Source organism: Burkholderia sp. MSMB1459WGS (assembly GCF_001534535.1).
GTDB lineage: Bacteria > Pseudomonadota > Gammaproteobacteria > Burkholderiales > Burkholderiaceae > Burkholderia.
In genome coordinates this window covers 721,875-745,325 of the sequence record NZ_LPMU01000023.1, presented here as the reverse complement: position 1 = coordinate 745,325, position 23,451 = coordinate 721,875, and the positions used below count along the sequence as shown (strand labels likewise).

The window sequence follows — 23,451 nt, the reverse complement described above, 5'->3', positions numbered from 1 at the left end:
ATGACGGCGGCGCGGCGGCGGGCAGGCGCACCGCCCGCCGCGTCAACCGGCCGCGAGTTGCCCGGCCGCGCGCGACGACGCGACGATCAGCAGTTTCATCGTCGCACGCGTCGCGCCGACGAACAGCTTGCGCGCGGCGCGCGCGTCGAGCGTGTCGAAATCGACTTCGGTCAGGATCACGCACGGCGCCGATTGGCCCTTGAAGCGGTAGATCGAATCGAGCAGCACGTCGCCGTCGCGATACTCGGGGTTGCCGAACAGGTCGTACTTGCCGGTGAAGCGCTTGATCCGGTGCGGGCCGAGCTGGTCGAGGGATGCCAGCACCGAGCCTTCGCGGCCGCGGTACGACAGCACCGCGATGTCCTGCTTGCGAAAGCCGAGCGACAGCGCCTGCGTGATCGCACGCTTGGTCGCGTCGATGCAGGCTTGGGCCAACGCGTCGCCCGACGCGCCATCTTCCCCGTATGCCGACACCGACGGATCGGAGCCGTCGAACGGGCTGCCCGAGCGCAGTTCGGCCGCGAGCGGCTCGGCCCGGCCGACGACGTCGCGCACGAATTCGAGCAGGTCGCGCGGGCTGCGGTAATTCGTGAGCGCCTTCAGCGTGACCCAGCCGGGCAGCGCGACGGGTTCGCGCATGTACAGGTTCTGCAGCGGGTCTTCCAGCCACCACCATGCGCCGTCCGGCGCGAGCAGGCGCTCCAGCGCGGCCGCCCACGGCGCGTGGAAATCCTGCCCTTCGTCGACGACCAGCACGTCGAAGCGCCAGCGTTCGGGAATCGGCGTTTGCGCGAAGCGCGCCTCGAGCCGTTCGAATTCGCCGGGTACCTGGAAGTCGGGCGTATAGCCGCCGTCGCGCGCGACCCAGTCGCACAGCTGGTGGTAGTTCGCGATCTTCGCGCCGGGCGGCGCGATGCGCGCGATGTAGTCGGCGAGCGGCCGGTTGAAGCATACGTAGAGCACGCGCTGGCCGGCCGCGACCGCATCGCGCATTACCTGCACCGCGAGCTGTGTCTTGCCCGAACCCGCGGTGCCGGTGACGCGCAGCCGGAACGGCGTGAACGCGAGCTGGCGCGCCCATGCGGCGAGCCCGCCCGACAGCCGGGTGACGAGCGTGCCGGCCTGTCCGACGAGCGCGCTCGTGTCGGGCGTGAGCGCGAGCTCGTCCGCGAGGAAATGGTGGAGCTTCGGCGCGTTCGGAAAGGGCGCGTCGTCCTCGGGCAGGATCTGCAGGATCACTTGCGCGAGCTGCGCCTTGCGCGACGCATCGACGATACGCTCGGGCGCGACGCCGGCGATCGACGCGTCGCGGATCGAATAGTCCGGACAGTACAGCAGCGCCTCGACGCCGTAGACGCCCGCGCCGAGCGCGGCCGTCAGGCGCCGGTGCAGCGTCTCCTGCGTGCGCGCGAGCTGGATCGGGACATTGCGTTCCTTCTGCAGGTAGACCTTCACGAGCCCTTTCGGGGTTTCGCGCAGGAAGCCGGCCTTCTGCTCGATCAGCAGCACGCGGCCGGCCGGACTCACGACGACGAACGCGGCTTCGCCGAACACCGAGAACGCCTGGTCGGCGCGCGTCCAGTGGACGCCGTGATACACGGTGTAGCTGTCGGGTAGCGCGTGTTCGAGCGCGGCGAGCGTTTCGCGCTCGCGTTCGGCCGCGCCGGTCGCGGCGAGGCTTTTCCAGTCGTCGGGGATGAGGCGGGCCATGGAGTCGGGCGGCGGATGCCGGCGTGCGCGTGAACGGGTGCGGCTATTGTACTGAGGAACCGGTTCATGCCCGCGGCGCATGCGTTGGCCATTCGACGGGCGGCAGGCCCGGCGGACGTCAGCCGCGCGCGAGGCGCTTCGCCAGATCGGCGCTGAGGATCGCCATGCGTGCGGGTTTTTCGTAGCACACCACGTCGAACGCGCGGATCACTTCGCTGATGTCGGCTTCGCTCGCGCGGCCGGTGAGCAGGTCGCCCGTCAGCACGAAAATCGGCGCGCCCGGATTGTCGGACGTGCGCACGGCCTTGATCGCGGTCGCGGCCGTCCCGTCGTCGAACAGCCATTCGGTCAGGACCGCGTCGAAGGCCTGGCCCTGCAGCGCGTCGACGAATGCTGCGAGCCCGTCGAACGCGGCCGTCGCGAAACCCTGCCGTTCGAGATAGCGGCACAGCTCGGTCGCGCTGACGCGATCGGGATCGATCACCGCGACGACGAGCTTGTCGCTCTCCGCGCGGCGCGGGTAGATCTCTATCTTGTGCACGTCGTACGCGTTCTGGTACAGCACGCCGGTATGGCGCAGCACGCGCCAGCGGCCGTTCTGTTCGTACGCGACGAACTCGGGGCGCGCACCGGCTTCGAGCGGCGCGCCGATCCAGGCGGTGCACGGGATCTCGGCGACGCCCGCATACAGGACGGCTTCCTGGGAATAGGCGCCGACCATGCCGGGGTCGAGTGTTTGCGCGCCGAACAGCTGCGCGGCCGGTTCGCCGTACGCTTCGGCGACTTTCTTGATCTGCGCGAGCGTCCAGGGGCTGCTGCCGCGCAGTTTGCGGTGGCCTTGCGAGAAACTCAGATCGAGGATGCGGCACAGCTCGGTGGTTTGCTGGCGCTTGCCGATGCCGTTGCGGGTCATCAGCTCGCGCACGCGCTCGGCAACCGCGAGGGAATCCGTGGTGATTGCTTCAGTGGTCATGCTACGGGAACGGATCGTGACGTTCAGAACGACGCCTTGCGGCAGTCTCGGCGGACAGTCTTCATGACGTCCAATGGCGAGCCGACCGGCCACGCACGGAAAAGATAACTTTACCGCAAAATGGTCGTCATTCAGTATGGTGAAAGGTGCGTTTGTGTGAAAGGTGTGTCACGAAGTTACGCCCGGCTTGACGCGGCGCATGCCTGTGATGACGCGTTCGACACCTTCCGGTCCGCATTCCTGTCGGCCGCAATGCGATTCCACACGAGGCGGCAGGTAATCGCCGCACGATGCACCAACGCAGGGCGCGGACGCGCCGGACCGACGTAGCCGCCCCATTTTTTCAGGATATCGCGCGACGGATCGTCGAAGTTCCTGGAAGGCGATCCATCGACGGTTTCCTCTAGTGAGACCGACGCGGATACACTTTTCAGGCCGGCGTAGCTGCGTGCTACGATTCCGCCGTTTCAAAAAACGTGTTGAACCGATGCAGAAGAAATTCTTGATGCGCGGATACGAAATGAACTGCGAGCCGCGCATGACGGAGGCCGGCAAATACGCCGCGCAGGTCGAGGTCACGAAGGTGGGTTTCAGCCGTGAGGCTGCGTTCCGCAAGCTGGGCGAATTCGACACCGAAGCCGAAGCGGTCGCGTACGCGAGACAATTCTCCGAAGAATGGCTGAGCCGCTATGCGTAGCGCAGCGCATGCCCGTGCAATGCGGGCATCGGGTCGACCGGCGGTGCTGCGTCTCGAACGACGGGGAATTCGTGCCTGAATATTGCGAATGCGTCCGGAAATTTGTAGATTGACGACTCCTGTTGTGAGGTATCGATCGTCCGAAGCCAACGCAATCGGAGACTGCGAATGTCCACTTTGTGCATGCAGACCGTCGTTCACGGCAAAACTGTCCAGATTGTGCTGTCGCCCGAGCAGCGTACAGCCAGGATCGACATCGTCGATGACGAAACCGGCAGCTATCCGCCCCGCACGATGAGCATCGAGCGGTACATCAACGCGGGCATGGCCGACGACGAAATCGCGCGGCATGTTCTCGAAGTCGTCGCGATGTCGATCGAGCAGCTTGCGAGGCTGCAGCCGTTCGACCGCACCGCAGGCACTCAAACGCGCTATTCGCACTGAGGACGCCGGCGTGGCGGCGGCTTCCCGCCGCGCCGACCGCTAAGTCCCGATTGAAACGGCCGCGAGGTTTATCGAGCGCTCGACATGTCGCCGTCGACGCCGCCGAGCCGACGCACATCGATTGCGCGTTCGCGCTACGTCGGCATATACGCGAACGGCTCGCCGTCGTCCCGCTCGACGGACAGCAGCCGCCGAAGCTGATCCAGCGCGAACAGCTCCGGCATTGATCGGGTATTGCCTGTCGTTACATTTGTAGTCCTTATCGATAAAAAATCCGGATGGGCGAGAAGGCGATCGCGTCGGGCGCCGAGCTCCTCTCGACGCAGCAGTTCGCGTTGCGCTCGGCGACCTCGCATTGTCGGATGGAATTTCCGCAACGGCGCCGGGTGTCGGAGAGCCGGCATCGGCCGACGATTCCACCGGTGCCGGTATCGACGCTCGAGCGATGGCAATCGTCGGCGCAACATGCGGCTCCGGCTCAGGCTCCATGGCTTCGGCAGGCCGCGCCACCGCGGTCGGCGTCAATGCGATGACGGACCCGAAGGGATGGCCGAATGACGGTTTTCCGAAATTTATCGCTTCATGTGACGCCGTCGCCGCGATAAGCTTCGCCGGGCATGCATCGACCTCCGACAGAAAACAATGACCACCACCTATCCGCTGCACGACGCATTGAGCCACGCCGATACGGCGTTTCCATCCGAAGCCGACGTCGTTGTCGCCGGCGCCGGCATCATGGGCTGCGCGGCCGCCTACTACCTCGGCCTGCGCGGCCTGAAAGCCGTCGTGCTCGACAAGTCGCGCATCGCCGGGCAGCAATCGACGCGCGCGTGGGGCTTCGTGCGACAGCAGGGGCGCGAATCGGCCGAAGTGCCGCTGATGATGGCCGGCATGCGGATATGGGAAGGCCTGGAGCAGGCGCTCGGCTTCGATCTCGAATGGCGGCAGGGCGGCTGCCTCTACATGGCGGACAACGAAGACGACTGGGCCTCGTTCCAGGCGTGGCTCGCCGTCGCGCGCGAGCACGGGCTCGACACGCGCACGCTGACGCGCGCCCAGATCGACGAGCGCGTGCAGGGGCTGTCGACGCACGCGCGTACCCTCGGCGGCTTGTATACGGCAACCGACGGGCAGGCCGAGCCGCGTCGCGTGGCCGCCGCATTCGCGGCGCGCGCGACCGAGGCCGGCGCGCGTTTCTTCGAAGGCTGCGGTGTGACCGCGATCGAGACGGCCGGCGGCGCGGTCGTCGGCGTGGCGACCGAGCGCGGCACGATCCGCACGCGTCGCGTGATCTGCGTGGCTGGCGCGACCAGTTTCCGGCTGCTCGACGGCGTCGGCATCCGGCTGCCGCAGCAGGCCGTGCGCGGCACCTGCATGCGCACCAACGTGGTTCCGCCGGTGTCCGCAGCGACGGTGTGGGGCCATGGTCTCGGCATCCGGCAGCGCAAGAACGGTGCGATCAATCTCGCCGACGACATGCAGGTCGACGTCGACCTGACGCTCGGCCATCTGCGCGGCTTGAGTCTCTTCTGGCCGGAATTCTGGTCGCAGCGCGACAAATTCCGGCTGCATCTGGGTGCGTCCGCATGGCGCGACGTGCTCGCACGCATCAACGGCTCGACCGGGCCGATCGAGCCGCGCGATCCGCAGCCCCAGCCGAATCGCGCACATGCGCCGCGCGCGCTCGCGAAGCTCAAGGCGATCTTTCCCGCGCTGAAGGATGCGCAGGTCGTCGAGGCATGGGCCGGCCTGATCGACGTGCTGCCCGACGGTATTCCGGTGATCGATGCGCCCGGCACGCCGGCGGGGCTCGCGATCGCGACCGGGTTCTGCGGGCATGGTTTCGCGATGGGGCCGATCGTCGGCCGGCTGCTCGCCGAATGGATCGACACGGGCGCGCCGTCGCTCGACCTCTCGGCGTTTCGTGCGCGGCGTTTCGTCGACGGGACGATGGTGCGGCCGCGCAGCATGCTGTGACCGGCCGCGCACACGCGTTCCCGTCGTAGAATCGAGCCCGCATCCTTCAGGAGATTTCCCGTTGGCAACGCCATCCGATCAGCGCCGCTCGTTGCGCTTGCGTCTGCGTCGCGCCCGCGATCCGTGGCAGGCGCCGCGCGCACGCACGCTGTTCACGCGTCCCGCGACATCGCCGCGGCGCACGCTGCTGTTCCGCCTCGGCGCGGTCGTGCTGTTGTGCACGCTTGCGTTTCTCGTGCTGTATCTCGATCGCGACGGCCTGCGCGATTCGACCAAGAGCACGCCGATGACCGTGGCCGATCTCGTGTACTTCACGATGGTCACGGTCGCGACGGTCGGCTATGGCGATATCGTGCCCGTCACGGCGCGGGCGCGCCTGCTCGATGCATTCTTCATCGTGCCGATCCGCATCGGCATCTGGTTCATTTTCCTGGGCACGGCGTATCAGTTCGTGATCCAGCGCGTCGTCGAGGAATTCCGCATGAAACGCCTGCAGAAGCAACTGTCCGATCACATCGTCGTGTGCGGGTATGGCCTGTCGGGGTCGATCGCGGTGCGCGAGTTGCTGGAGAGCGGCGTCGATCCGGCCACGATCATCGTGATCGATTCGCAACAGCAGGCCCTCGAAGCGGCGACGTCGCTCGGCGTGACGGGATTGCTCGGCGATCCGGCGCACGAGGATCTGCTGCAGCAGGCGCAGGTGCGCGCGGCGAAGGCCGTGATCATCTCGGTGACCGACGATCCGACCGCGATCCTGCTGACGCTGTCGGTGCGCAGCATCGCGCCCGATACGAAGATCGTCGTGCGGATCCAGGAAAACCTGTACCAGCGGCAACTGCGGCAGGCCGGCGCGGACGTGATCGTGTCGTCGACGAAGATCGGCGCGCTGTTGCTGGCGGATGCGGTCCATAGCCGCTACATCGTGCCGTTCGTGAACGACATGCTGTCGACGCGCGGTCGCGCGACGCTGCTGGAGCGCGAGGCGTTGCCGCATGAAATCGGCTGCATGACGAACGTCGTGCCGGGTGCGATCGTGGTCGGGCTCGATCGCTGCGGGAAGATCCATTCGTTTTACGAGGATCCGCCGTGCAGGATCGAGGCGGGCGATACGCTGGTGGTGATTCAGTCGGCGCGGATTCCGGATGCGGATGCGTGAGGGCGTCTGGTTTGGGTCATGTGCCCATGAGGGCATGCGACGCTCGATCTGATCGAGACGCGCATGCGCGCCGTGGTGGCCGCGACGGCCGCAGCCTTCGATTGCGAGAGCGACGTGGATTTCCAGCGCCAGTATCCGGCGACCGTGAACGACGCCGAGCAGACGGCGGTGGCGGTGATGGTGATACGTGAGCTGGTGGGCGACGCGCAGGTGAGCAGCCGTTGAGCCGACTATGGCGGCGGAGGATTTCTCGTTCATGCTGCGTGAGAAGCCGGGTTGTTATGCGTTTCTCCGGAACGGGGCGAGCGATCATCGCGTGCACGGGCATGGCGGCTGGCCTTGCCTGCTGCATAACGCCAGCTATGACTTCAACGATGCGTTGCTGTCGGTGGGGGCGAGTTATTTCGTGAGGCTGGTGGAGCGGGTTTTGGGGCGGTAGGGAGGCAGTGCCGGCACTGCAGGGGAGTTGACGCCGCTTTTCACGACATCACGGCCGGTGACGATTTTATTTCGTTTAACGAATAGAAAGGATTCCGTGAAAGTTTTCAGGTCTCGCGTCGGTGTCGGATGATGAAGCGACATTCGTACTTCGCAAGCGATGACGACCTTTGCCCAGTTCTGCGGCTGTACCCGACCGCTCCGCACATTCCTCGATCCCTGCATCACCGATGTGACAAGTGCGTGTCATCGGTGAATTTGTTATTTTCCGCTTGATTGGATCCCTATCACACTGGATAGAATGCACCCCGTTCCTGATGGATACGGAACGGATAGTACATTTTCGTCGCGTTGACGATAGCTAAAAACAGGGGATCCAGACATGCGAGACAAGGGAGCATCGACGATGCTATCCGGGGAAATCGTCGCACTTGGCGACATCGACAATGTTGCACGACGCCATTTCGTGATGGGGCTCGGTGCAACGCTTCTGGCCGGATGCGGCGGCGACGGAGGGAACGCGGTTACGGGCGGTGAGCGTGCATCGGCAAACAACGGCGGCCAAGCGTCCGCCGTGGCCCCGACTTCGGACGGTATCGACGCAGGTGCGACGTCGGCAGGCACTGCCCAAACCCGCACCTTCACGCATCCTGGCTTGCTGCATACCGACGCGGATTTCGAACGCATGCGCGCGAAAGTCGGCGCGCACGCTTCCCCGTGGATCGACAGCTGGAACGTGCTCGCTGCCAACGGTCACACGCGCCTGACGAACGAGCCTAACCCGCAGGTCGGCATCTATCGCGGCAACGATCCGACGCATGGTCAGAACTACGGCGCCCTCTACAACGACATCGCTGCCGCTTACGGCGACGCGCTGCGCTGGAAGGTGTCGGGCGACAAGCATTACGCCGACAAGGCAGTGGAGTATCTGGACCGATGGGCCTCGACGCTGACGACGCTCGGCGGCAGCGACGTGGCACTCGCTGCCGGCATCTATGGCTACGAGTTCGCCAACGTAGCCGAAATCATGCGCAGCTACAGCGGCTGGAGCCCGGCCGGCCTCGCCGCGTTTCAGGCGATGATGCGCAATGTCTTCTACCCGGTCAGCCATGCTTTCCTGACCCGTATCGACACCGCGATGGACACGCACTACTGGGCCAACTGGGGACTGGCCAACGTCGCGTGCGTCCTCGCCATTGGCGTGCTGTGCGACGATGCCGGGCTCGTCGACGAGGCCGTCACCCATTTCAAGACCGGTGGCAGTAACGGCTGTATCCGGCAGGCCGTGTACTACATGCATCCCGGCAACCTCGGGCAATGGCAGGAAGCCGGCCGGGACCAGGGGCACAGTGTGCTGGGCATTGCACTGACGGGCGCCATTTGCGAAATGGCGTGGAATCAGGGCATCGACCTGTACGGCTACGACAACAACCGCTTTCTGGCGGGCGCCGAATACGTGGCCAAGGCGAACCTGAAGCAGGCAGACGGCGCGTTCTACACGGTGCCTTTCGTCACGTACCAGAACAGCGCCGGCGTCATCCAGACGCAGTTCGCCGCCGGCGGGCAAGGCAGCGCGCTGGGGCGGCCCTGCTGGGCGCTGGTGGCCAATCACTACATCAACCGCAAGGGCCTGGCGGCGCCTTACACCAAGCGCGCAGCCGAACTCGTGGCACCGGAAGGCGGTGGCGGCAACTACGGCCCCAACAGTGGCGGCTTCGACCAGCTCGGCTACGGCACGCTCACCTGCACGCTCGACCCCGGCCCCGCTGCCGCCACGCCGACCGGCCTGACCGGCTACGCCAGCGCGGGCAAGGTGGTGCTGTCATGGTGGGGCAGCAGCAATGCCACGAGCTACGACGTCAAGCGCGCGACCATTGCCGGCGGACCGTACAGCACCATCCAGAGCGGGATCGCCGATCTGCTGACCTATACCGACATGCCAGCCGGTGCCGGCACGTATTTTTATGTCGTGACAGCGCAAACGATTGCGGGCGAATCGGCGCACTCCAACGAAGTGAAAGTGATCACGGCGCAGCAGCTGCTTGCGCACCTCGCCTTCGATGAAGGCAGCGGCATCACGGCCGCCGATCGTTCGGGCAACGGGCGCAATGGCACGCTCAACGGCGCAACGTGGGCAGCGGGGCGCAACGGCAACGCGGTCTCGCTCAACGGCTCGGGCGCGTATGTGGCGTTGCCCGACGATGTGCTGACCGATGTGTCGGACTTCACCATCGCCAGCTGGGTGTTCTGGAACGGCTCGCAGACGTGGGCACGCCTGTTCGACTTCGGCACGGGCTTCCACCGCTACATGATGTTCACGCCGCGCGGGCAGTCGCGCAACGGCTGGGCCGGCATGCGCTTCGCCATGACGGCCAACGGCCCCGGTGACGGCCCTCCGGAACAGATCGTCGACGCCCCCGCCGAGCTGCCGAGCAAGCGATGGGTGCATGTGGCCGTCACGCTGTCGGGGGCGACCGGCACGATCTACGTGGACGGTACGCCCGTCAGCACCAACACGGCGATGTTCCAGGCGCCGTTCCGCCTTGGCGGTACCACGCAGAACTGGCTGGGCAAATCGCAATACAGTGCCGACGCCACGTTCAACGGCCTGATCGACGATTTCCGCATCTATCGCGGTGCGCTCGGCGCTGCGCAGATTGCATCGCTCATGGCGAATTGATTGCGCGGGCCCATGGCGGGCCCTGCGATGAACCTCTTCCTTCAAGGATTTCTCCGATGACCGTGTTTTCTCGACGACGGATCGCCGTCGCGGCGATGGCGTGTACGTTATGGGGCTGTGGTGGCGGATCCGACAGCACGACAGGCACGTCCAGCCTGGGGGCCAATGTCGCCGCCAAGCGTGACCAGACCGGCGGAAACGGTAGCGGCAGCAACCTGCCGGCGGCCAGCTGGACCAGCGTCAAGTGGGGCGGGGGCGGCTACGTCACCGGCCTGATCTATCATCCGACCAACGCGAGCCTGCTGTACGCACGCACCGACGTCGGCGGCGCATACCGCTGGAACGCGACCGACTCGACATGGACGCCCATCACCGACGGCATCGGTTTCGGCGCGGGCGAGGGCGACTTCCACGGCGTCGAAAGCCTCGCACTCGACCCGAACGACGACCAGCTCGTCTACATGATGGCCGGCATTACCGTGACGCAAGGTCACAACGGCCGCATCTACATCTCCAGCGATCGTGGCAACAGCTGGACGCACTACGATCTGCCGTTCCCGGTGGGCGGCAACGACAACGGCCGGGCTACCGGCGAGCGCCTGCAGGTGGACCCCAACAATCCGTCGACGCTGTTCTACGGATCGCGCACGGCCGGCCTGTGGAAGAGTACCGATTCGGGCCGCACGTGGGCGCAGGTCACGGGTCTGTCCTCCACCACGATCGGCGGCGGCAATTCCCCGATCGGCGTCGAACAGGTGATCTTCGATACGTCGGGCAAGGGCAGCGGCCAGCCGACCTGGATCATGTGGGCCACCGTCGCCCCGGACTACGCCAACGCAGCGGGCCTGACGTCGACCCTGTACAAGTCCACCAACGGGGGCTTTTCGTGGACCCCGGTGCCCGTCCCGCCGACGGTGTCCGGCTACTACATCCCGCACGTCGTGCGCACGTCCGACGGCAACTTCTACGTGGTGTTCAACGCGGGCGTCGGCCAGGGCATCGGCGGACCGAGCTATCTCTACAAGTTCGGCGGCAGCAACGACGGCAACTGGACGCTGCTCAACCGTTCCAGCAGCAACGGCTTCGGCGGCCTGTCCGTCTCCGGTCTGGGCTCGTCCGCCCGAATCGCACTGGGTATGACCGGCTGGAGCGACACCAGCAAGACCATCCAGCTGTCCGACGACGGCGGCAACACGTGGCGCGAAATCGAGGCCGGCATGCCGCATACGGGCACGGCCTCGGATGGCTGCGCCGGCTGGGTGGAAAGCGTCACCATCGACCCCGCCAATCGCGATCACATCATGCACGTCCACGGCGGCGGTATCTGTGAAACCATGAACGCGTCGTCGCCCACGCCAACCTGGAGCCCCAAGGTCGACAACCTCGAGGAAACCGTGACGCTCGCACTCGTCACGGCGCCGCCCGGTGCGTCGTACAACTTCATCAACAGCGCCGGCGACATCGGCACGTGGGTCAATACGGACCTCTCGACGAGGCCGACGAAAGGCCCGTTGAACACGTGGAGCAGCGGCAATTCGGCCGATATGTCGTGGTCCGATCCGACGTACATCGCTGCCGCGGGCGTCGACAACGCCAACGGCCATGCCACCAAGGGCTTCTGGTCGGGCGACGGCGGCAATAGCTGGGCGACGTTCGCGTCGCTGCCCAACGGCGCCGCGGCAAGCCAGGGCAACGTGGGCAACCTGGCGGTCCCGTCCCGCAACAACGTGACCTGGGCACCGCCGGACTCGGTGCCGTCGTACACCACCGACAATGGCGCCAGCTGGACGGCGACCAACCTGCCGGCGTTCAGCGCCACCTGGAACGGCTTCCCGCGTGCCTATCGCCTAGCCGCGGACCGCAAGAACCCGAACAAGGTCTATGCGTACGATTCGGGCGGTGCGTCGTGGAGCTGGCAGCGCGGCAAGATCTACGTCTCGAACGATGGCGGCCACACGTTCATGCTGAGCCAGGGCTCGGTGAACGCGAATCTGGCCTGGAATTCGTGGCGGGATACGTCGATGGCGGTCAATCCGAACGCGGAGGGCGATCTTTGGCTGGCCGACGGCACGGCCGTGTACCACTCGGTGGACTCGGGGGCGACCTGGGCGAAGCTCGGCGCCTTTGCGTCGGCCAACGGCACGCCGGGCGCCACCGTGATCGCGTTAGGCAAGGCGCCGACCGGTTCGCCGTACTCGGCCGCGGTGTACGTGGAAGGCACGCTGAACGGCGTCTGGGGCATTTACCATTCCGACGACGGCGGCGCAACGTGGGCGCGCTTCAACGACGACGCGCACCAATTCGGCGACTCCGGCGTGATGGCCGGCGACTGGAACACGTACGGCCGGATTTACGTCAATGGCGCCGCTCGCGGTCTGATCTTCAGCAATTGAGGTCGATCGGCCTGTCAACCGTCCGGTTGCGTTTGCAACCGGACGGAGCGCGTGGTTGAATGGCGGCAAGGGTGAGGATCTCGTGCTTGTCGGCGGGTCCGCTCCGAGCCGCGCAACATCGGCGGCGCGTCCGGATCGACGTACCGAGCGTCCGGCGAAGCAGGCGTACCCAGCGGGCACCTTCCGATCAATCTTGCAGAGGCATACGCGCAATGCGTGTCGAGCAGCCGGCCTTTCTAGGTTCTCTCTTTCTGTCGCGTCTGGCAGACCAGATGCTGCTCTTTCTGGTGCCGCTCGTCGTCTTTCAGGTCACTCAGAAAGCGACATGGTCCGGCCTCGCGTTTTTCGTCGAAACGGTTCCGCGATTCATCGCCTTTCCGATCTGCGGTGCACTGAGCGACCGCGTGTCGCCAATTCGTGTGTTGCGAGTGAGCCAGACCAGCCGGGCCGTCGCTTGCCTGATCGGCATCGTCGGCTATGTCGCCTGGAGCGGAATCGGCTGGTTGATCGCGCTGTCCGCCGTATGCGGTGCACTCACGAGCCAAGGTCTCGTCGCCCGGGAGGTGCTGCTGCCACAGATTTTTCCGCGGCAGCGTTTCGAGAAAGCGCTGGCCCATACGCAGCTCGCCGATCAGTCGGGTGTCGTGCTCGGGCCGATCGTCGCGGCGGCGCTACTGGGATGGCGCACCTGGGAGTGGGCCGTCGCTTGCGCGGCGTTGCTGTTTGTCGCGGCGGATATGGCGATGTTCGTATGGCAACGGACCAGCACGGCGCGCGTGGCGCCTCCCGAACGCGCGGCGGGGCCATGGTATGCGCCGTTCGGCGTGGCGCTGACGCATGTCGTCACGCTGCCGGGGCTCTTGCGGCTGGTCCTGCTCGCGGCGGCGGAAAACCTCGTGATCGGGACGACACTTGCGACGTCGGCCGCAATGGTGACCGGTACGTTTCGGCAGTCAGGCGGTTTCTATGCCGGGCTGCAGGTCGCGGGCGCCATCGCGACGGTCGCGATCCTGTTGTTCGTCGCGCGTATCGAGGTATCGCGCGTGCGGCTCGGCATCGTCGCCTTCGTTGCGATCGCGGCAGGCGGCCTCGTGATGGGCACGTCGGGTTCGATTGCGATGTACGTTGCCGGTTTCCTGATGGTCATCGGCTTCGACAAGATGTTCAACGTGTATATCCGCAGCGCACGGCAGGCGATCATCCCCCCTCGGGACTACGGCAAGACGACGGGCGTCATCGTCCTGCTGAACAACGCGACACAGCCGCTTGCCGGGCTGCTCGTCGGGCTCTTCTCCGATCACGGGCGCGTTGCACTCGTCGTGACGCTGACGTCGATCGGCATGGCGATACTGGGCGGCGCGCTCGTCGCCGTCGGCGTGGTCCGGACCCGATCGACTGCGCGCGTGCCGGACTGACGCCAGGCCGCGACGCGTGGGCCGTATCGGCCTATGCAGCAGGTGCAACCGACGCGCCGGTAATCCCGTGCCGCGCGAGTGCCTCGGCGACGAACCCGGATGTCTTCGCTTCCTCGACGAAGGCGCGCAACGTCTCGGCTGCCGCCGCACCGCGACGCTTCGGCAAGCCCATCGCCTGACGGATCACCATGAATCGCTCGTCGAGCAAGCGCAGGCCGGGGGCTCGACGTGCGTCTGCCTCGAGCTGTTGCTTGACGCCGGCGGCGACTTCCAGACCCTGGTCGAGGAAGGTGCGGACAACGGTCGGAGACGTCGGCGCACGAACGATCCGCGCATGCTTCAATTCGCGCGTCAGGAACAAGTCGTAAGCGCTTCCCTCGCCAACGGCCACGCGGATCGACGGCCGGTCGACGTCGTCGTTGGTGCGAATCGGCGATGCATCGCGCACCATGTAATAGCCTTCGATCAGAACGTACGGATCGGTAAACGCGATGGTTTCTCCTCGCCGTGGATCGATGGCGAAGAAGCCGACGTCTGCCCGCTCGTCGCCGACCGCCTGAACGGACTTGCCCGCCGTATCGAAGACCACCAGTTCGAGCGCGACACCGAGCGTTGCGGCAAAGGCGCGCGCCAGGTCGACCGACACACCGGTCGGGGCGCCCGAGGTGTCCTTGCCCGCGAGAATGGGATTCCCAAGATTGATGGATGCCCGCAGCTTGCCGGCAGGGGTGAATGCGCGAATGACGGATGGATCGGGTTTCATGTCGATGGTAAGAAGAACTGACTTTCATGGGTGGGCGCGGGGCCTTCAACCACAGACCCGCGCATCGCTCGATGCGCGTGGCGCCGGCGCGCGAGGCCTCAGCAGTATCGCCACGGCGAGCACGCTGGCCAGCGCGATACCGCCCGCGAGAAAGAACGCGCTGAGGAACGTATGGCTTTCCTGCACGAGAAAGCCGGTTGCAGCCGGGCCGACGATGCCTGCGCAGTTTGCAATCGCATGTACGCATCCGCCGACACTGCCGAGTTTCGGGCCGGGGATCGTGTCCTGGATCAGCGCCCAATAGGCGCTGCCGCTCAGATAAAGGGCAAACACCGCAACGGCCATCAACAGCAGCGCACCGAGCGTCGTGGTCACGGCGCCGGCCAGCGTGACGCACACGCCTGCCGTGCCGAGACAGGCGATCAATACCCGCTTGCGCGCAAGCAGGGCATTGCCCGTCCGGCGAAAGATCAGGTCCGACAGCACGCCGCTCAGTCCGTAGCCGACGAACCCCAGCAGCCAGGGCAGCACCGTCGCGAGACTCATGCTTTTGAGGCTCAGGTGACGGTCCATCGTCAGAAAGGTCGGGAACCACGTGAGAAAGAAAAACAGGATGTAGCTGTAACCGAAGTACGAAATCATCGCCGCGAGAATGGCGGGCTGCCTGAGGTAGAAGCCGAGGGGCCGCAGGTCGGAAGGGCTTTCGGCGACGCTTCGATCGGATTCGATCAGCCGGCGTTCTTCAGCGGAGACGCGTGCATGCTGGTACGGCTTGTCCGTCGCCATGAACACCCAGAACACCAGCCAGAGCAGGCCGAAACACGCGATTCCGGCGAATGCGACGCGCCAGCCGTAAGCGGCCGTCAGCAGGCCGACTACCGGTCCCGCCACCGCGCCGCCCAGCGGCAGGCCGCAATTCGCGAAGCCGAACGCGGTCGCCGATTCCTTGTGCGGAAACCAGTTGTTCACGATCTTGTTGATCGTCGTCGCGAGCGGACCTTCGGCCATGCCGAACAGGGTGCGCACGGCCAGCAGCGATCCGAAGCCGCTGGCAAGGCCGGTCGCGCCGCATAGCAACGACCACGTCAGGACTGCGCCCGAGAAAACCCGTTTGCCGCCCCAGCGGTCCGCCGCCCATCCGCCGATGAAATTGAATACCGCATAGCCGATGAAGAACGTCGAAAACAGCAGCCCGAGGCTGCTCGGCGACATATGCAGTTCCCGCATGACGGCGGGCGCGGCGACGGACAGCGCCGCACGGTCGAGATAGTTGATGAAGCCTGCGATGAACAGCAGCAGGACGATGCGCCATCGAATGTTTGTCACCTGTCGCTCCCTGGAGCTTGTTATGTGCTTGACGGCCGGGCGCTCGTACGCGCCATCCGGTCCGCCGCCTGGTCGGTTCGCCGCCGCGCCGTGTGTTCGGAACGGCGCGAGCGTGGCGGGCCACGCTCGCGAACGACGCGTTCAGCGCCGCGGATGCGCGATCGCTTCCAGCATGGCGAGCTGGGCCGCGCCGATATCGATGCCCTCCGCCATCTGGCGCTCCAGGCGGCCGAGTTCGATCTCGCCGGGCACGATCACGGGCGCGCCCGGATCGGCGGGTTTGGAGCCGTGCAGGATCGCCGCATGGTCGGCCATATGCGTGGCGAGCCATTCGGTGCTGCCGAGCTTGGCCGTATCGACGAGGATGAAGAAGTGGCCGAGATTCTGCGGTTGTTCAGGATCGTCTTCCCACGACTTGACGTGCGTGAGATAGGCCGCGCCGGAAAGCAGTCCCGCGAACAGATCGACCACCAGCGCGAGGCCGTAGCCCTTGTGGCCGCCGATCGGCAGCAGAAAGCCATCGAGCGCGGCTTTCGGATCGGTGGTCGGTTTGCCGTGTGCATCGGTTGCCCAATCGCCGGGAATCGGTTCGCCGCGCTTGAGCGCGTTGCGAATCTTCGCCCGTGCCGCGACGCTGATCGCCATGTCGAGCATGAACGGACGGCCATTCGGGTTCGGGACGCCAAAGCCGACGGGGCTGTTGCCCAGGCGAGCGTCGGTGCCGCCCCACGGCGCGATCGTCGTCGTCGCGTTACTGCCGATGATGCTGGCGAAGCCCTGCATCGCGGCGAGGTACGAATACGGAGAGACGGGGCCGAAGTGGTTGCTGCCGCGCACGAACACACAGGCGATGCCATGTTCGCGTGCAGCGGTCATCGCCAGATCGAGCGCGCGATAGCCGACGAGCGGGCCGATGCCGTTGTCGCCGTCGAGGCGGTGAAGCGCCGGCGCCACCTGTTCGGCGGTGATCGAAGGCACGGGATTGATGCCGCCGATGCGCAGTCGCGCGCCGTACGACTCGATGCGGCTCGTGCCGTGCGTGCGCAAACCGAACAGATCGGCAAGCACGAGGATCGTGGCGGTGTCCGTCGCGTCGGCGCGCGTCAGGCCGAGCGCGCAGAGTGCTTCGACGGTCAGCTCGGTCAGATGGGCCTTGCTGACGATGCCATGGGTGGGAGTGGGCTGGGTCATGGAATGCGTTGTCTCCTTCGATTTGGACGCTGTGCGGTTCAAGCGGCTGCGCACGGCACGACGCTTGCGTTTCGCACATGATCGTGCAGGAGCGGTTCACCCAACAAACGCATATTTTCGTTCGATTGGTGCGTCGTACGCACGAATCGAATCCAACCCTGGCCTACTCGCGAAGACCTTGCCGGGCCGTCTCGAGTCGGGGCCGGCGCTTCGCCTATGCGGCAGCGTTTGCGGGCGGCATACCGGGCGCTCGCATCTCCGTCAACAGCTGAAGGAAGAAGCGGCCTGCGGAGGACAGACCGCGGCCGCGCCGCTGGATGACACCCAGCGTTCGGCGGATCGGCGGATCGACGAGCGCGACGCTGGCAAGTACCTTGTGCGGGCCGCGGGGCATCGCGAGCCGAGGCACGACACCGACGCCCAGCCCCGCTTCGATCAGGCTCACGAGCGCGGGTACATGGCGTACCTCGCAGAACCATTTGGGCCGGTCGGCGACGCCTGCCAGCGCTTCGTCTATGACCGCGCGATTGCCGCTGCCTTGTGCGATGGCCAGATACTCGAGGCTGGCGAGCTCCGCCCAGGCGACGGATTTGCGTTTTGCAAGCGGATGACTGCGCGGGCACGCGAGAACGAACGGGTCGTCGAGCAGTGGCGTGAATTCGATGTCGGGCTCCTCGGTGCCGACGTAAGTCAGGCCGAAATCGGCTTCCCCACGGGCGACGGCGAGGAAAACCATCGACGACGGCTCGTCGATGAGACGAAGGCGAATGCCCGGGTAACGCTGATGATAGGTCGCAATGGTTTCCGGAAGGAAGTAGCGCACCGCCGACGGCACGCACGCGACCGTGAGTTCGCCGGTCATCTTGCGTGCAAGATCGTCGAACTCGAGCATCGAGTTGTCGACTTCGTTGAGGATGCGGTGAGCGCGCTCGAGAAACCCGCGACCGACGATCGTCAGGTCCATCTTCCGCGTCGTTCGCTCGAACAGCCTGACGCCCAGCACCTCCTCGAGTTTTTCGATCCGGCGCGATAGCGCGGACGCCGACAGATGCAGTGTGTCGGCCGCTGCGCGAAAGCTGCCGAGGTCGGCCGTCGCCACGAAGGCCCGCAAGTCCGATATCTCGAAATTCATTCCGGTGATCGCCGCGATGGAAAGGGATGCTCAGTTTCAGTGCACCGATCGGGGCTGTCAATTCGTGCGTATGGCACACGAATTCGCCGGCGCGATCATCCCGTGTTGCGGCGCGCCCCATTCTTGCCCGGTGCGCGGCGTGCGAAGCCATCCCGACTCAAGTGACCACTGCCGAATCCGCCGAAGCGCGCAAGCGAGCGATGTCGCGTGCCGGCGATTCTCCAAAATGACGGCGATATTCGCGGCTGAACTGCGATGTGCTCTCGTAACCCACGCGGAAGGCGGCGGTCGTGACGTCGATGTCGTGCACCAGCATCAGGCTGCGCGCTTGCTGCAGCCTGAGTTGCTTCTGAAACTGCAACGGCGTCATCGCCGTCACGGCGCGAAAATGCTCGTGCAGGCTCGACGGACTCATGCCGGCTTCCGCGGCAAGCCGCTCGATGCTGAACCGTTCCCGGAAATGCTTGCCGAGCCATGCGATGGCGCGACCGACCTGAGCCAGCCGGCCCTGGCTGGCGGTAATGTGACGCATCCTGGCGCCGTCGGGGCCGGCGAGCAGGTGATAGAGGATCTCCTGCTCGGCAAGCGGCCCGAGCACCGGCAGCCCGGCCGGATCGTCGAGCAGGCGCAACAGGCGCAGCGCCGCGTCGAGCAGGCCGGCGCCGGCGTCGGACACCGTCTTGCCGATCGGCGGGAAGGGCGCGTCCGGTGGCGGTGGCACGCGCAGTGCCAGATCCGCCAGCATGACCGGATCGAAATCGAGGTACAGGCACAGGTACGGTTTGTCGGGCGTCGCGTCGACCACACGGCCCGTTGCCGGCAGGTCGTAGGTCACGACCCCGTAGCGCCCCGGTGCGTATTTGAAGATGCGCTCGCCCAGCGTGACCTCCTTGTGCCCCTGCGCGACGAGGCAGAGTTGCGGCCGGTAGACGTTCGGCATCGGCATCGTCACCGTGGACGATCGAACGAGCGTCACGCGCTCGATCGGCGTGGCCTGGAAGCCATCCGTCGAGATATGCCGGGCAATGACGGAAGCGATTTCGGTCAGTGTTTCCATGCGTCCGACTATCGCATGCCACGCGGGAGGGCGGCAATGCGAACCTGATTCCGGAGGATCGTGCAGCTATTTCGGGGTATCGGGCTCACGGTTCGGCGGCGCGGTACAGCATAGTGTTCCTGGCAGCCGGGGCACGGCAAACCCGGTCGCCAGACGAACAGGGATCCGACATGACAACCGACAATACGATGACACCCACGATCGCGCTGGGCACGTGGGCCTGGGGCGACAGCGGCGAGGCAGGCGATGGCTACTTCGGCAGCAGCCTCACCCGGGCCGGCCTGGAAGAAGTCGCCGACAAGGCCCATGCGGCCGGATTCGGCTTCTGGGACACCGCCATGGTGTACGGCATGGGCCGTTCGGAGACCTTACTCGGCGAAGTGCTGAAGCGCTTCGCGCGCAGCGACTACCGGCTTTCCACGAAATTCACCCCGCAGGCCGCGGGAACCGGCGCCGATCCGGTGGCGGACATGCTGGAGCAGAGTCTGGCCCGCCTCGGTACGGATTACATCGACCTCTACTGGATTCACAATCCGGCCGATGTGGCGCGATGGACGCCGCACCTGATTCGGTTGCTCGAGAACGGGAAGATCAGGCACGTCGGCGTCTCGAATCACGACCTGAGCGAAATCGAACACGCCGACCGGATTCTCGGCGAAGCCGGGTTTCGGGTCGAAGCCATCCAGAACCACTACAGTCTCCTCTATCGCGATTCCGAACGCGCCGGCATCCTCGACTATTGCCGCAATCGCGGCATCCCGTTCTTCGCCTATATGGTGCTCGAGCAGGGCGCGTTGAGCGGCAAGTACGGTCCGGCGCATCCTTTGCCGGAAGGCAGCAACCGGGCGCAGACCTACAATCGCATGCTGCCTCGGCTGAAAGCGCTGACGGACGCACTCGCCGCGATCGGTCGGACGCGCGGGGCAGCAGCGTCCGATGTCGCGACGGCCTGGGCCATCGCCAAGGGAACGACGCCGATCGTCGGCGTGACCAGGCCCGATCATGTCGATGGCCTGGTTCGAGCCAGCCGCATCGCGCTTGCCGCCGACGAAATCGCCGGGCTGGAAGCGCTCGCCGACGCTGCGGACGTGAACACGCGCGGCTGGTGGGAACACGAGATGCAGACCTGAATGCCGTGCGCGCAAGCGCCGCCGACGTCGATGCCGATGTCGTGCTGCCCCACGTCGACGCACCGTTTCGTCGATGCGCCGCGACAAGACGTGCCTGTCGTGCAAACGTGATCGAACGAAGGAGACATGCTCATGCGAGCCATTCAGATTCATGAATACGGCGGCCCCGACGTGCTGCGTCGAGTGGATATCGACGTGCCGAAACCGGGCGCGGGCGAAGTGCTGGTGCGTGTGGTCGCGGCCGGCATCAACTTCATGGACGTTCATACGCGACAGGGGAAGTACCGCGATTCGCGTACCTATCCCGTGCGGATTCCGTGCACGCTCGGCATGGAAGGCGCAGGGGAGGTCGTCGAGGTGGGGGCGAGCGTCACATCCGTGCGCACCGGCGATCGCGTCGCGTGGTGCATCGTCTGGGGGGCATACGCCCAGTATGCAGTCGTACCCGCCGCGCGGCTCGCACGCATCCCGGACGACATTGCGTACGATCTCGCCGCAGCAGCGATCTTTCAGGGTTCGACCGCGCATTATCTGCTCGACGACGTCGGGAAGCTCGAAGCCGGCATGACCTGCCTCGTCCATGCGGCCTCGGGCGGTATCGGCCAATTGCTGGTGCAGTTGGCGAAGCGGCGGGGCGTCGAAGTGTTCGCCACGACGAGCACGGCCGACAAAGCCGCGATCGCGCGTGCGCGCGGGGCGGATCACGTGCTGTTCTACGAGAACGGCGGCTTCGCGGACCGCATCCGCGAACTGACCGACGGTCGCGGCGTGGACGTGGTGTTCGATGCCGTCGGCAAGACCACTTTGCGCGACAGCTTCCGTGCGACCCGGGTGCGCGGGCTGGTCGTCAACTACGGCTCGGTGACCGGCCCGATCCGCGATCTCGATCCCTACGAACTCGGCGAAGCCGGCTCGCTTTTCCTGACACGCCCGCGGCTCGCCGATCATCTCGCCGACGCGATCACCGTGCAGCGCCGCGCCGACGACGTGTTCGCCGCCGTCGCACAGGGTGCGTTGCATGTGGAAATCAACGGGCGCTACACGCTGGACAACGTCGAAGAAGCGCATGCTGCGCTCGAGGAGCGCCGCCAGTCGGGCAAGGCAGTGATGGACATCGGGTAGCCCCACCGGCATTCATGCGACGCGGACGCCGAGCCGGCGATGCGCAGGCGTCGCCGTGTCGAAGCGCTCACGCGCGCTACGCCCGGCACACCGGAGTGTCCGATCGAAGGCATCCCGCACGAAGAGTGAGCACGTGTGCCCGCGTGTAATCGAGCGAATTCATGACGATGATTCGCATCGAATGCCGATCGACATGCCGGCGCCCGCACCGAAGCCGCGCCCAGCGGGTTCCGGTGCGGGCGTCTCGCGGGCTAGAAACGATGCAACATGCCGATGCGATAAACCATCTGGTTCGGCCCGGACGACGCGTCAGCCGATGCGTCCACGATCTGGGCTTCGTCAAAGCCGGTGCCGGTACGAGCGCTGACGACATGCTGCCACGCACCTTGCAGATACAGCGAAGTGCGCTTGCTCAGGTCATAGTCGAGCATCATGCCGATCTGGTGCCACTTGGGGACATATTTCGTGTCGGACGTATACAGATGCGCCATGGTGAACGTATAGGACGCTCCCAGCCATAGGGCATGAGTAAAGTAGTACTGAGCATTGAGTTCGAAGTTGTCGAATTTCCACGCATTCCACGTCGCACCGTTCTGCAGGGTGGAATTGTCGATCCATGCATTACCGGCGGGGTTGTAGACATCGACATGGGACCACGCGGCGCCAACGAGTACGTGGGTAAACTGGTAGGAAGCCGCTACGCCGATGTCCTGCTGCGACGACCCGTTGAAGAGATCGCCACTGCTGACCGCGCCGCCCGCGGCGAGCCCCGGATTGTCGAGCTTCAGGTAGGACGCCGCCGCCGTCAGGTTGCCGCTCTGGTAGTTCAGCGTGGCGCCCCAGACGCGGTTGTTCGAGAAGCCGCCGGGCTGGTTGCTGAAGCCGTACATCGCTTCCGCCGTGAGTCCGCGGTATGTCGGAGTGACATACTTGACGGCATTGTCGACGCGGAAATCCCAGTCCGTATTGTCGTTGTCGAACGGGTGGGTAGCGATGTCGCCCGCCCAGTTGCCGGCCGCCGTGATACCGCCGAAGCCGAGCGCGTCGACGCTGGTGTCGTACTGGCGTCCGAGCGTGAGCGTGCCATACCGTGAAGACGACAGGCCCACGAACGCCTGGCGGCCGAACATGCTCGAATCCTGACCGAGCTTGCCGCTGTTCACGTTGAAGCCGTTTTCGAGCTGAAAGATGGCCTTGTCGCCGCCGCCCAGGTCTTCACTGCCTTTCAAGCCCCATCGGCTGCCGAATGTGTCTCCGCTCGACATCTGCCATGCGCGATGGCCGCCTGCGTTGCTCGTGAAGTTGAGGCCTTCGTCGATCAGCCCGTATAGCGTGATGCTCTGCTGTGCGTGCGCCGCACCGGCGAGCAGGAGCGCCGGCGCGAATGCGAACCAGCACGGTTTCATCGATTGACGTTTCATTTCGTTGCTCTGATGGTGTGGTTGGGTAGTCGGCGACGGATGGCGCCGACGTCGATGTCGTCCCGAAATGCGATCTCGGCGGACGAGGCAGTGTAGGCAGAGGAAAAGCGGGCGCCGCAACGTGCATGGAAAGACTATCTTTCAGTATTCGAAAGTGTCATGCGGCGATGGACGTTCACGCGCAAAGATGGGGTGCCTTGGAGTCGCCTGGCATATCGAACGCTTGGCGATGTGTTGTTTTCTGTTTTTCGCCGGTTGACATGAAGTTTTTATTCGCGTGAAAAGTCGACATATCGAAACGGAATGTCGGGGCAAAGCGCACGAGGAAACGGTCGCGTGTGCCGTCGACGATCGAGTCGCATCCACCAAAAAAAAAGCGCGCGGCCGCGAGGCTCGCGCGCAAACTCGGAGAACGGTTGCCGCAGA

General features: G+C 65.4%; 17 protein-coding genes and 1 pseudogene. 10 read left to right on the top strand and 8 right to left on the bottom strand.

Annotation, left to right across the window (positions count from 1 at the left end; translation table 11 throughout):
- Positions 1-42: 42 nt before the first annotated feature.
- Complete coding sequence (locus WT97_RS10930; protein ID WP_060353419.1) at positions 43-1,710, bottom strand: ATP-dependent helicase; 1,668 nt, start codon at positions 1,708-1,710, stop codon at positions 43-45.
- A gap of 118 nt (positions 1,711-1,828) precedes the next feature.
- Complete coding sequence (locus tag WT97_RS10925; RefSeq protein WP_027780902.1) at positions 1,829-2,683, bottom strand: helix-turn-helix domain-containing protein; 855 nt, start codon at positions 2,681-2,683, stop codon at positions 1,829-1,831.
- 487 nt (positions 2,684-3,170) lie between these two features.
- On the opposite strand from WT97_RS10925, the gene WT97_RS10920 reads away from it, so the two are divergent.
- The 8 genes and pseudogenes from WT97_RS10920 to WT97_RS10885 all read left to right on the top strand — a co-directional run bounded on the left by WT97_RS10920 (position 3,171) and on the right by WT97_RS10885 (position 13,883).
- The gene (locus tag WT97_RS10920; RefSeq protein WP_059500266.1) at positions 3,171-3,380 is read left to right on the top strand and encodes a hypothetical protein; all 210 of its coding nucleotides are present in this window, start codon (positions 3,171-3,173) and stop codon (positions 3,378-3,380) included.
- A gap of 168 nt (positions 3,381-3,548) precedes the next feature.
- Positions 3,549-3,824, top strand: coding sequence for a hypothetical protein (locus tag WT97_RS10915; RefSeq protein WP_060353418.1), 276 nt, complete (start codon positions 3,549-3,551; stop codon positions 3,822-3,824).
- 642 nt (positions 3,825-4,466) lie between these two features.
- Positions 4,467-5,801, top strand: a complete 1,335-nt coding sequence (locus WT97_RS10910) for an FAD-binding oxidoreductase (RefSeq protein WP_060353417.1) — start codon at positions 4,467-4,469, stop codon at positions 5,799-5,801.
- A 61-nt stretch (positions 5,802-5,862) separates the two neighbouring features.
- A complete protein-coding gene (locus tag WT97_RS10905; protein ID WP_059500269.1) occupies positions 5,863-6,957 on the top strand; it encodes a TrkA family potassium uptake protein in 1,095 nt (364 codons plus the stop codon).
- A gap of 36 nt (positions 6,958-6,993) precedes the next feature.
- A pseudogene (locus WT97_RS32605) lies at positions 6,994-7,396 on the top strand (M20/M25/M40 family metallo-hydrolase); the annotation flags it as partial.
- Between the two features lie 405 nt (positions 7,397-7,801).
- Complete coding sequence (locus tag WT97_RS10895; RefSeq protein WP_060353416.1) at positions 7,802-10,075, top strand: LamG-like jellyroll fold domain-containing protein; 2,274 nt, start codon at positions 7,802-7,804, stop codon at positions 10,073-10,075.
- Positions 10,076-10,131: 56 nt separating this feature from the next.
- Positions 10,132-12,468, top strand: coding sequence for a hypothetical protein (locus WT97_RS10890; RefSeq protein WP_060353415.1), 2,337 nt, complete (start codon positions 10,132-10,134; stop codon positions 12,466-12,468).
- Positions 12,469-12,680: 212 nt separating this feature from the next.
- A complete protein-coding gene (locus tag WT97_RS10885; RefSeq protein ID WP_060353414.1) occupies positions 12,681-13,883 on the top strand; it encodes an MFS transporter in 1,203 nt (400 codons plus the stop codon).
- 31 nt (positions 13,884-13,914) lie between these two features.
- On the opposite strand, the gene WT97_RS10880 is transcribed toward WT97_RS10885, so the two are convergent.
- The 5 genes from WT97_RS10880 to WT97_RS10860 all read right to left on the bottom strand — a co-directional run bounded on the left by WT97_RS10880 (position 13,915) and on the right by WT97_RS10860 (position 19,352).
- On the bottom strand, positions 13,915-14,646 hold the full coding sequence (locus WT97_RS10880; RefSeq protein WP_060353413.1) for an ABC transporter substrate-binding protein: 732 nt from the start codon (positions 14,644-14,646) through the stop codon (positions 13,915-13,917).
- A 45-nt stretch (positions 14,647-14,691) separates the two neighbouring features.
- On the bottom strand, positions 14,692-15,972 hold the full coding sequence (locus tag WT97_RS10875; RefSeq protein ID WP_060353412.1) for an MFS transporter: 1,281 nt from the start codon (positions 15,970-15,972) through the stop codon (positions 14,692-14,694).
- A gap of 141 nt (positions 15,973-16,113) precedes the next feature.
- Positions 16,114-17,163 carry an Ldh family oxidoreductase gene (locus WT97_RS10870; RefSeq protein ID WP_060353411.1) on the bottom strand — a complete coding sequence of 350 codons (1,050 nt, stop codon included), beginning with the start codon at positions 17,161-17,163 and terminating at the stop codon, positions 16,114-16,116.
- Positions 17,164-17,377: 214 nt separating this feature from the next.
- Positions 17,378-18,295: a LysR family transcriptional regulator gene (locus tag WT97_RS10865; protein WP_059789634.1), complete on the bottom strand. Its 918-nt coding sequence runs from the start codon at positions 18,293-18,295 to the stop codon at positions 17,378-17,380.
- Positions 18,296-18,452: 157 nt separating this feature from the next.
- The gene (locus tag WT97_RS10860) at positions 18,453-19,352 is read right to left on the bottom strand and encodes an AraC family transcriptional regulator (protein WP_059500277.1); all 900 of its coding nucleotides are present in this window, start codon (positions 19,350-19,352) and stop codon (positions 18,453-18,455) included.
- 170 nt (positions 19,353-19,522) lie between these two features.
- Here WT97_RS10860 and WT97_RS10855 point away from each other — a divergent pair, with 170 nt between their 5' ends.
- A complete protein-coding gene (locus WT97_RS10855) occupies positions 19,523-20,482 on the top strand; it encodes an aldo/keto reductase (protein WP_060353410.1) in 960 nt (319 codons plus the stop codon).
- Between the two features lie 132 nt (positions 20,483-20,614).
- Positions 20,615-21,604: a quinone oxidoreductase gene (locus WT97_RS10850; protein ID WP_060353472.1), complete on the top strand. Its 990-nt coding sequence runs from the start codon at positions 20,615-20,617 to the stop codon at positions 21,602-21,604.
- Between the two features lie 251 nt (positions 21,605-21,855).
- Here WT97_RS10850 and WT97_RS10845 read toward each other — a convergent pair whose 3' ends face one another.
- Positions 21,856-23,025 (bottom strand): porin, encoded by a 1,170-nt coding sequence (locus tag WT97_RS10845; protein WP_060353409.1) that lies wholly within the window; start codon positions 23,023-23,025, stop codon positions 21,856-21,858.
- Positions 23,026-23,451 lie beyond the last annotated feature (426 nt).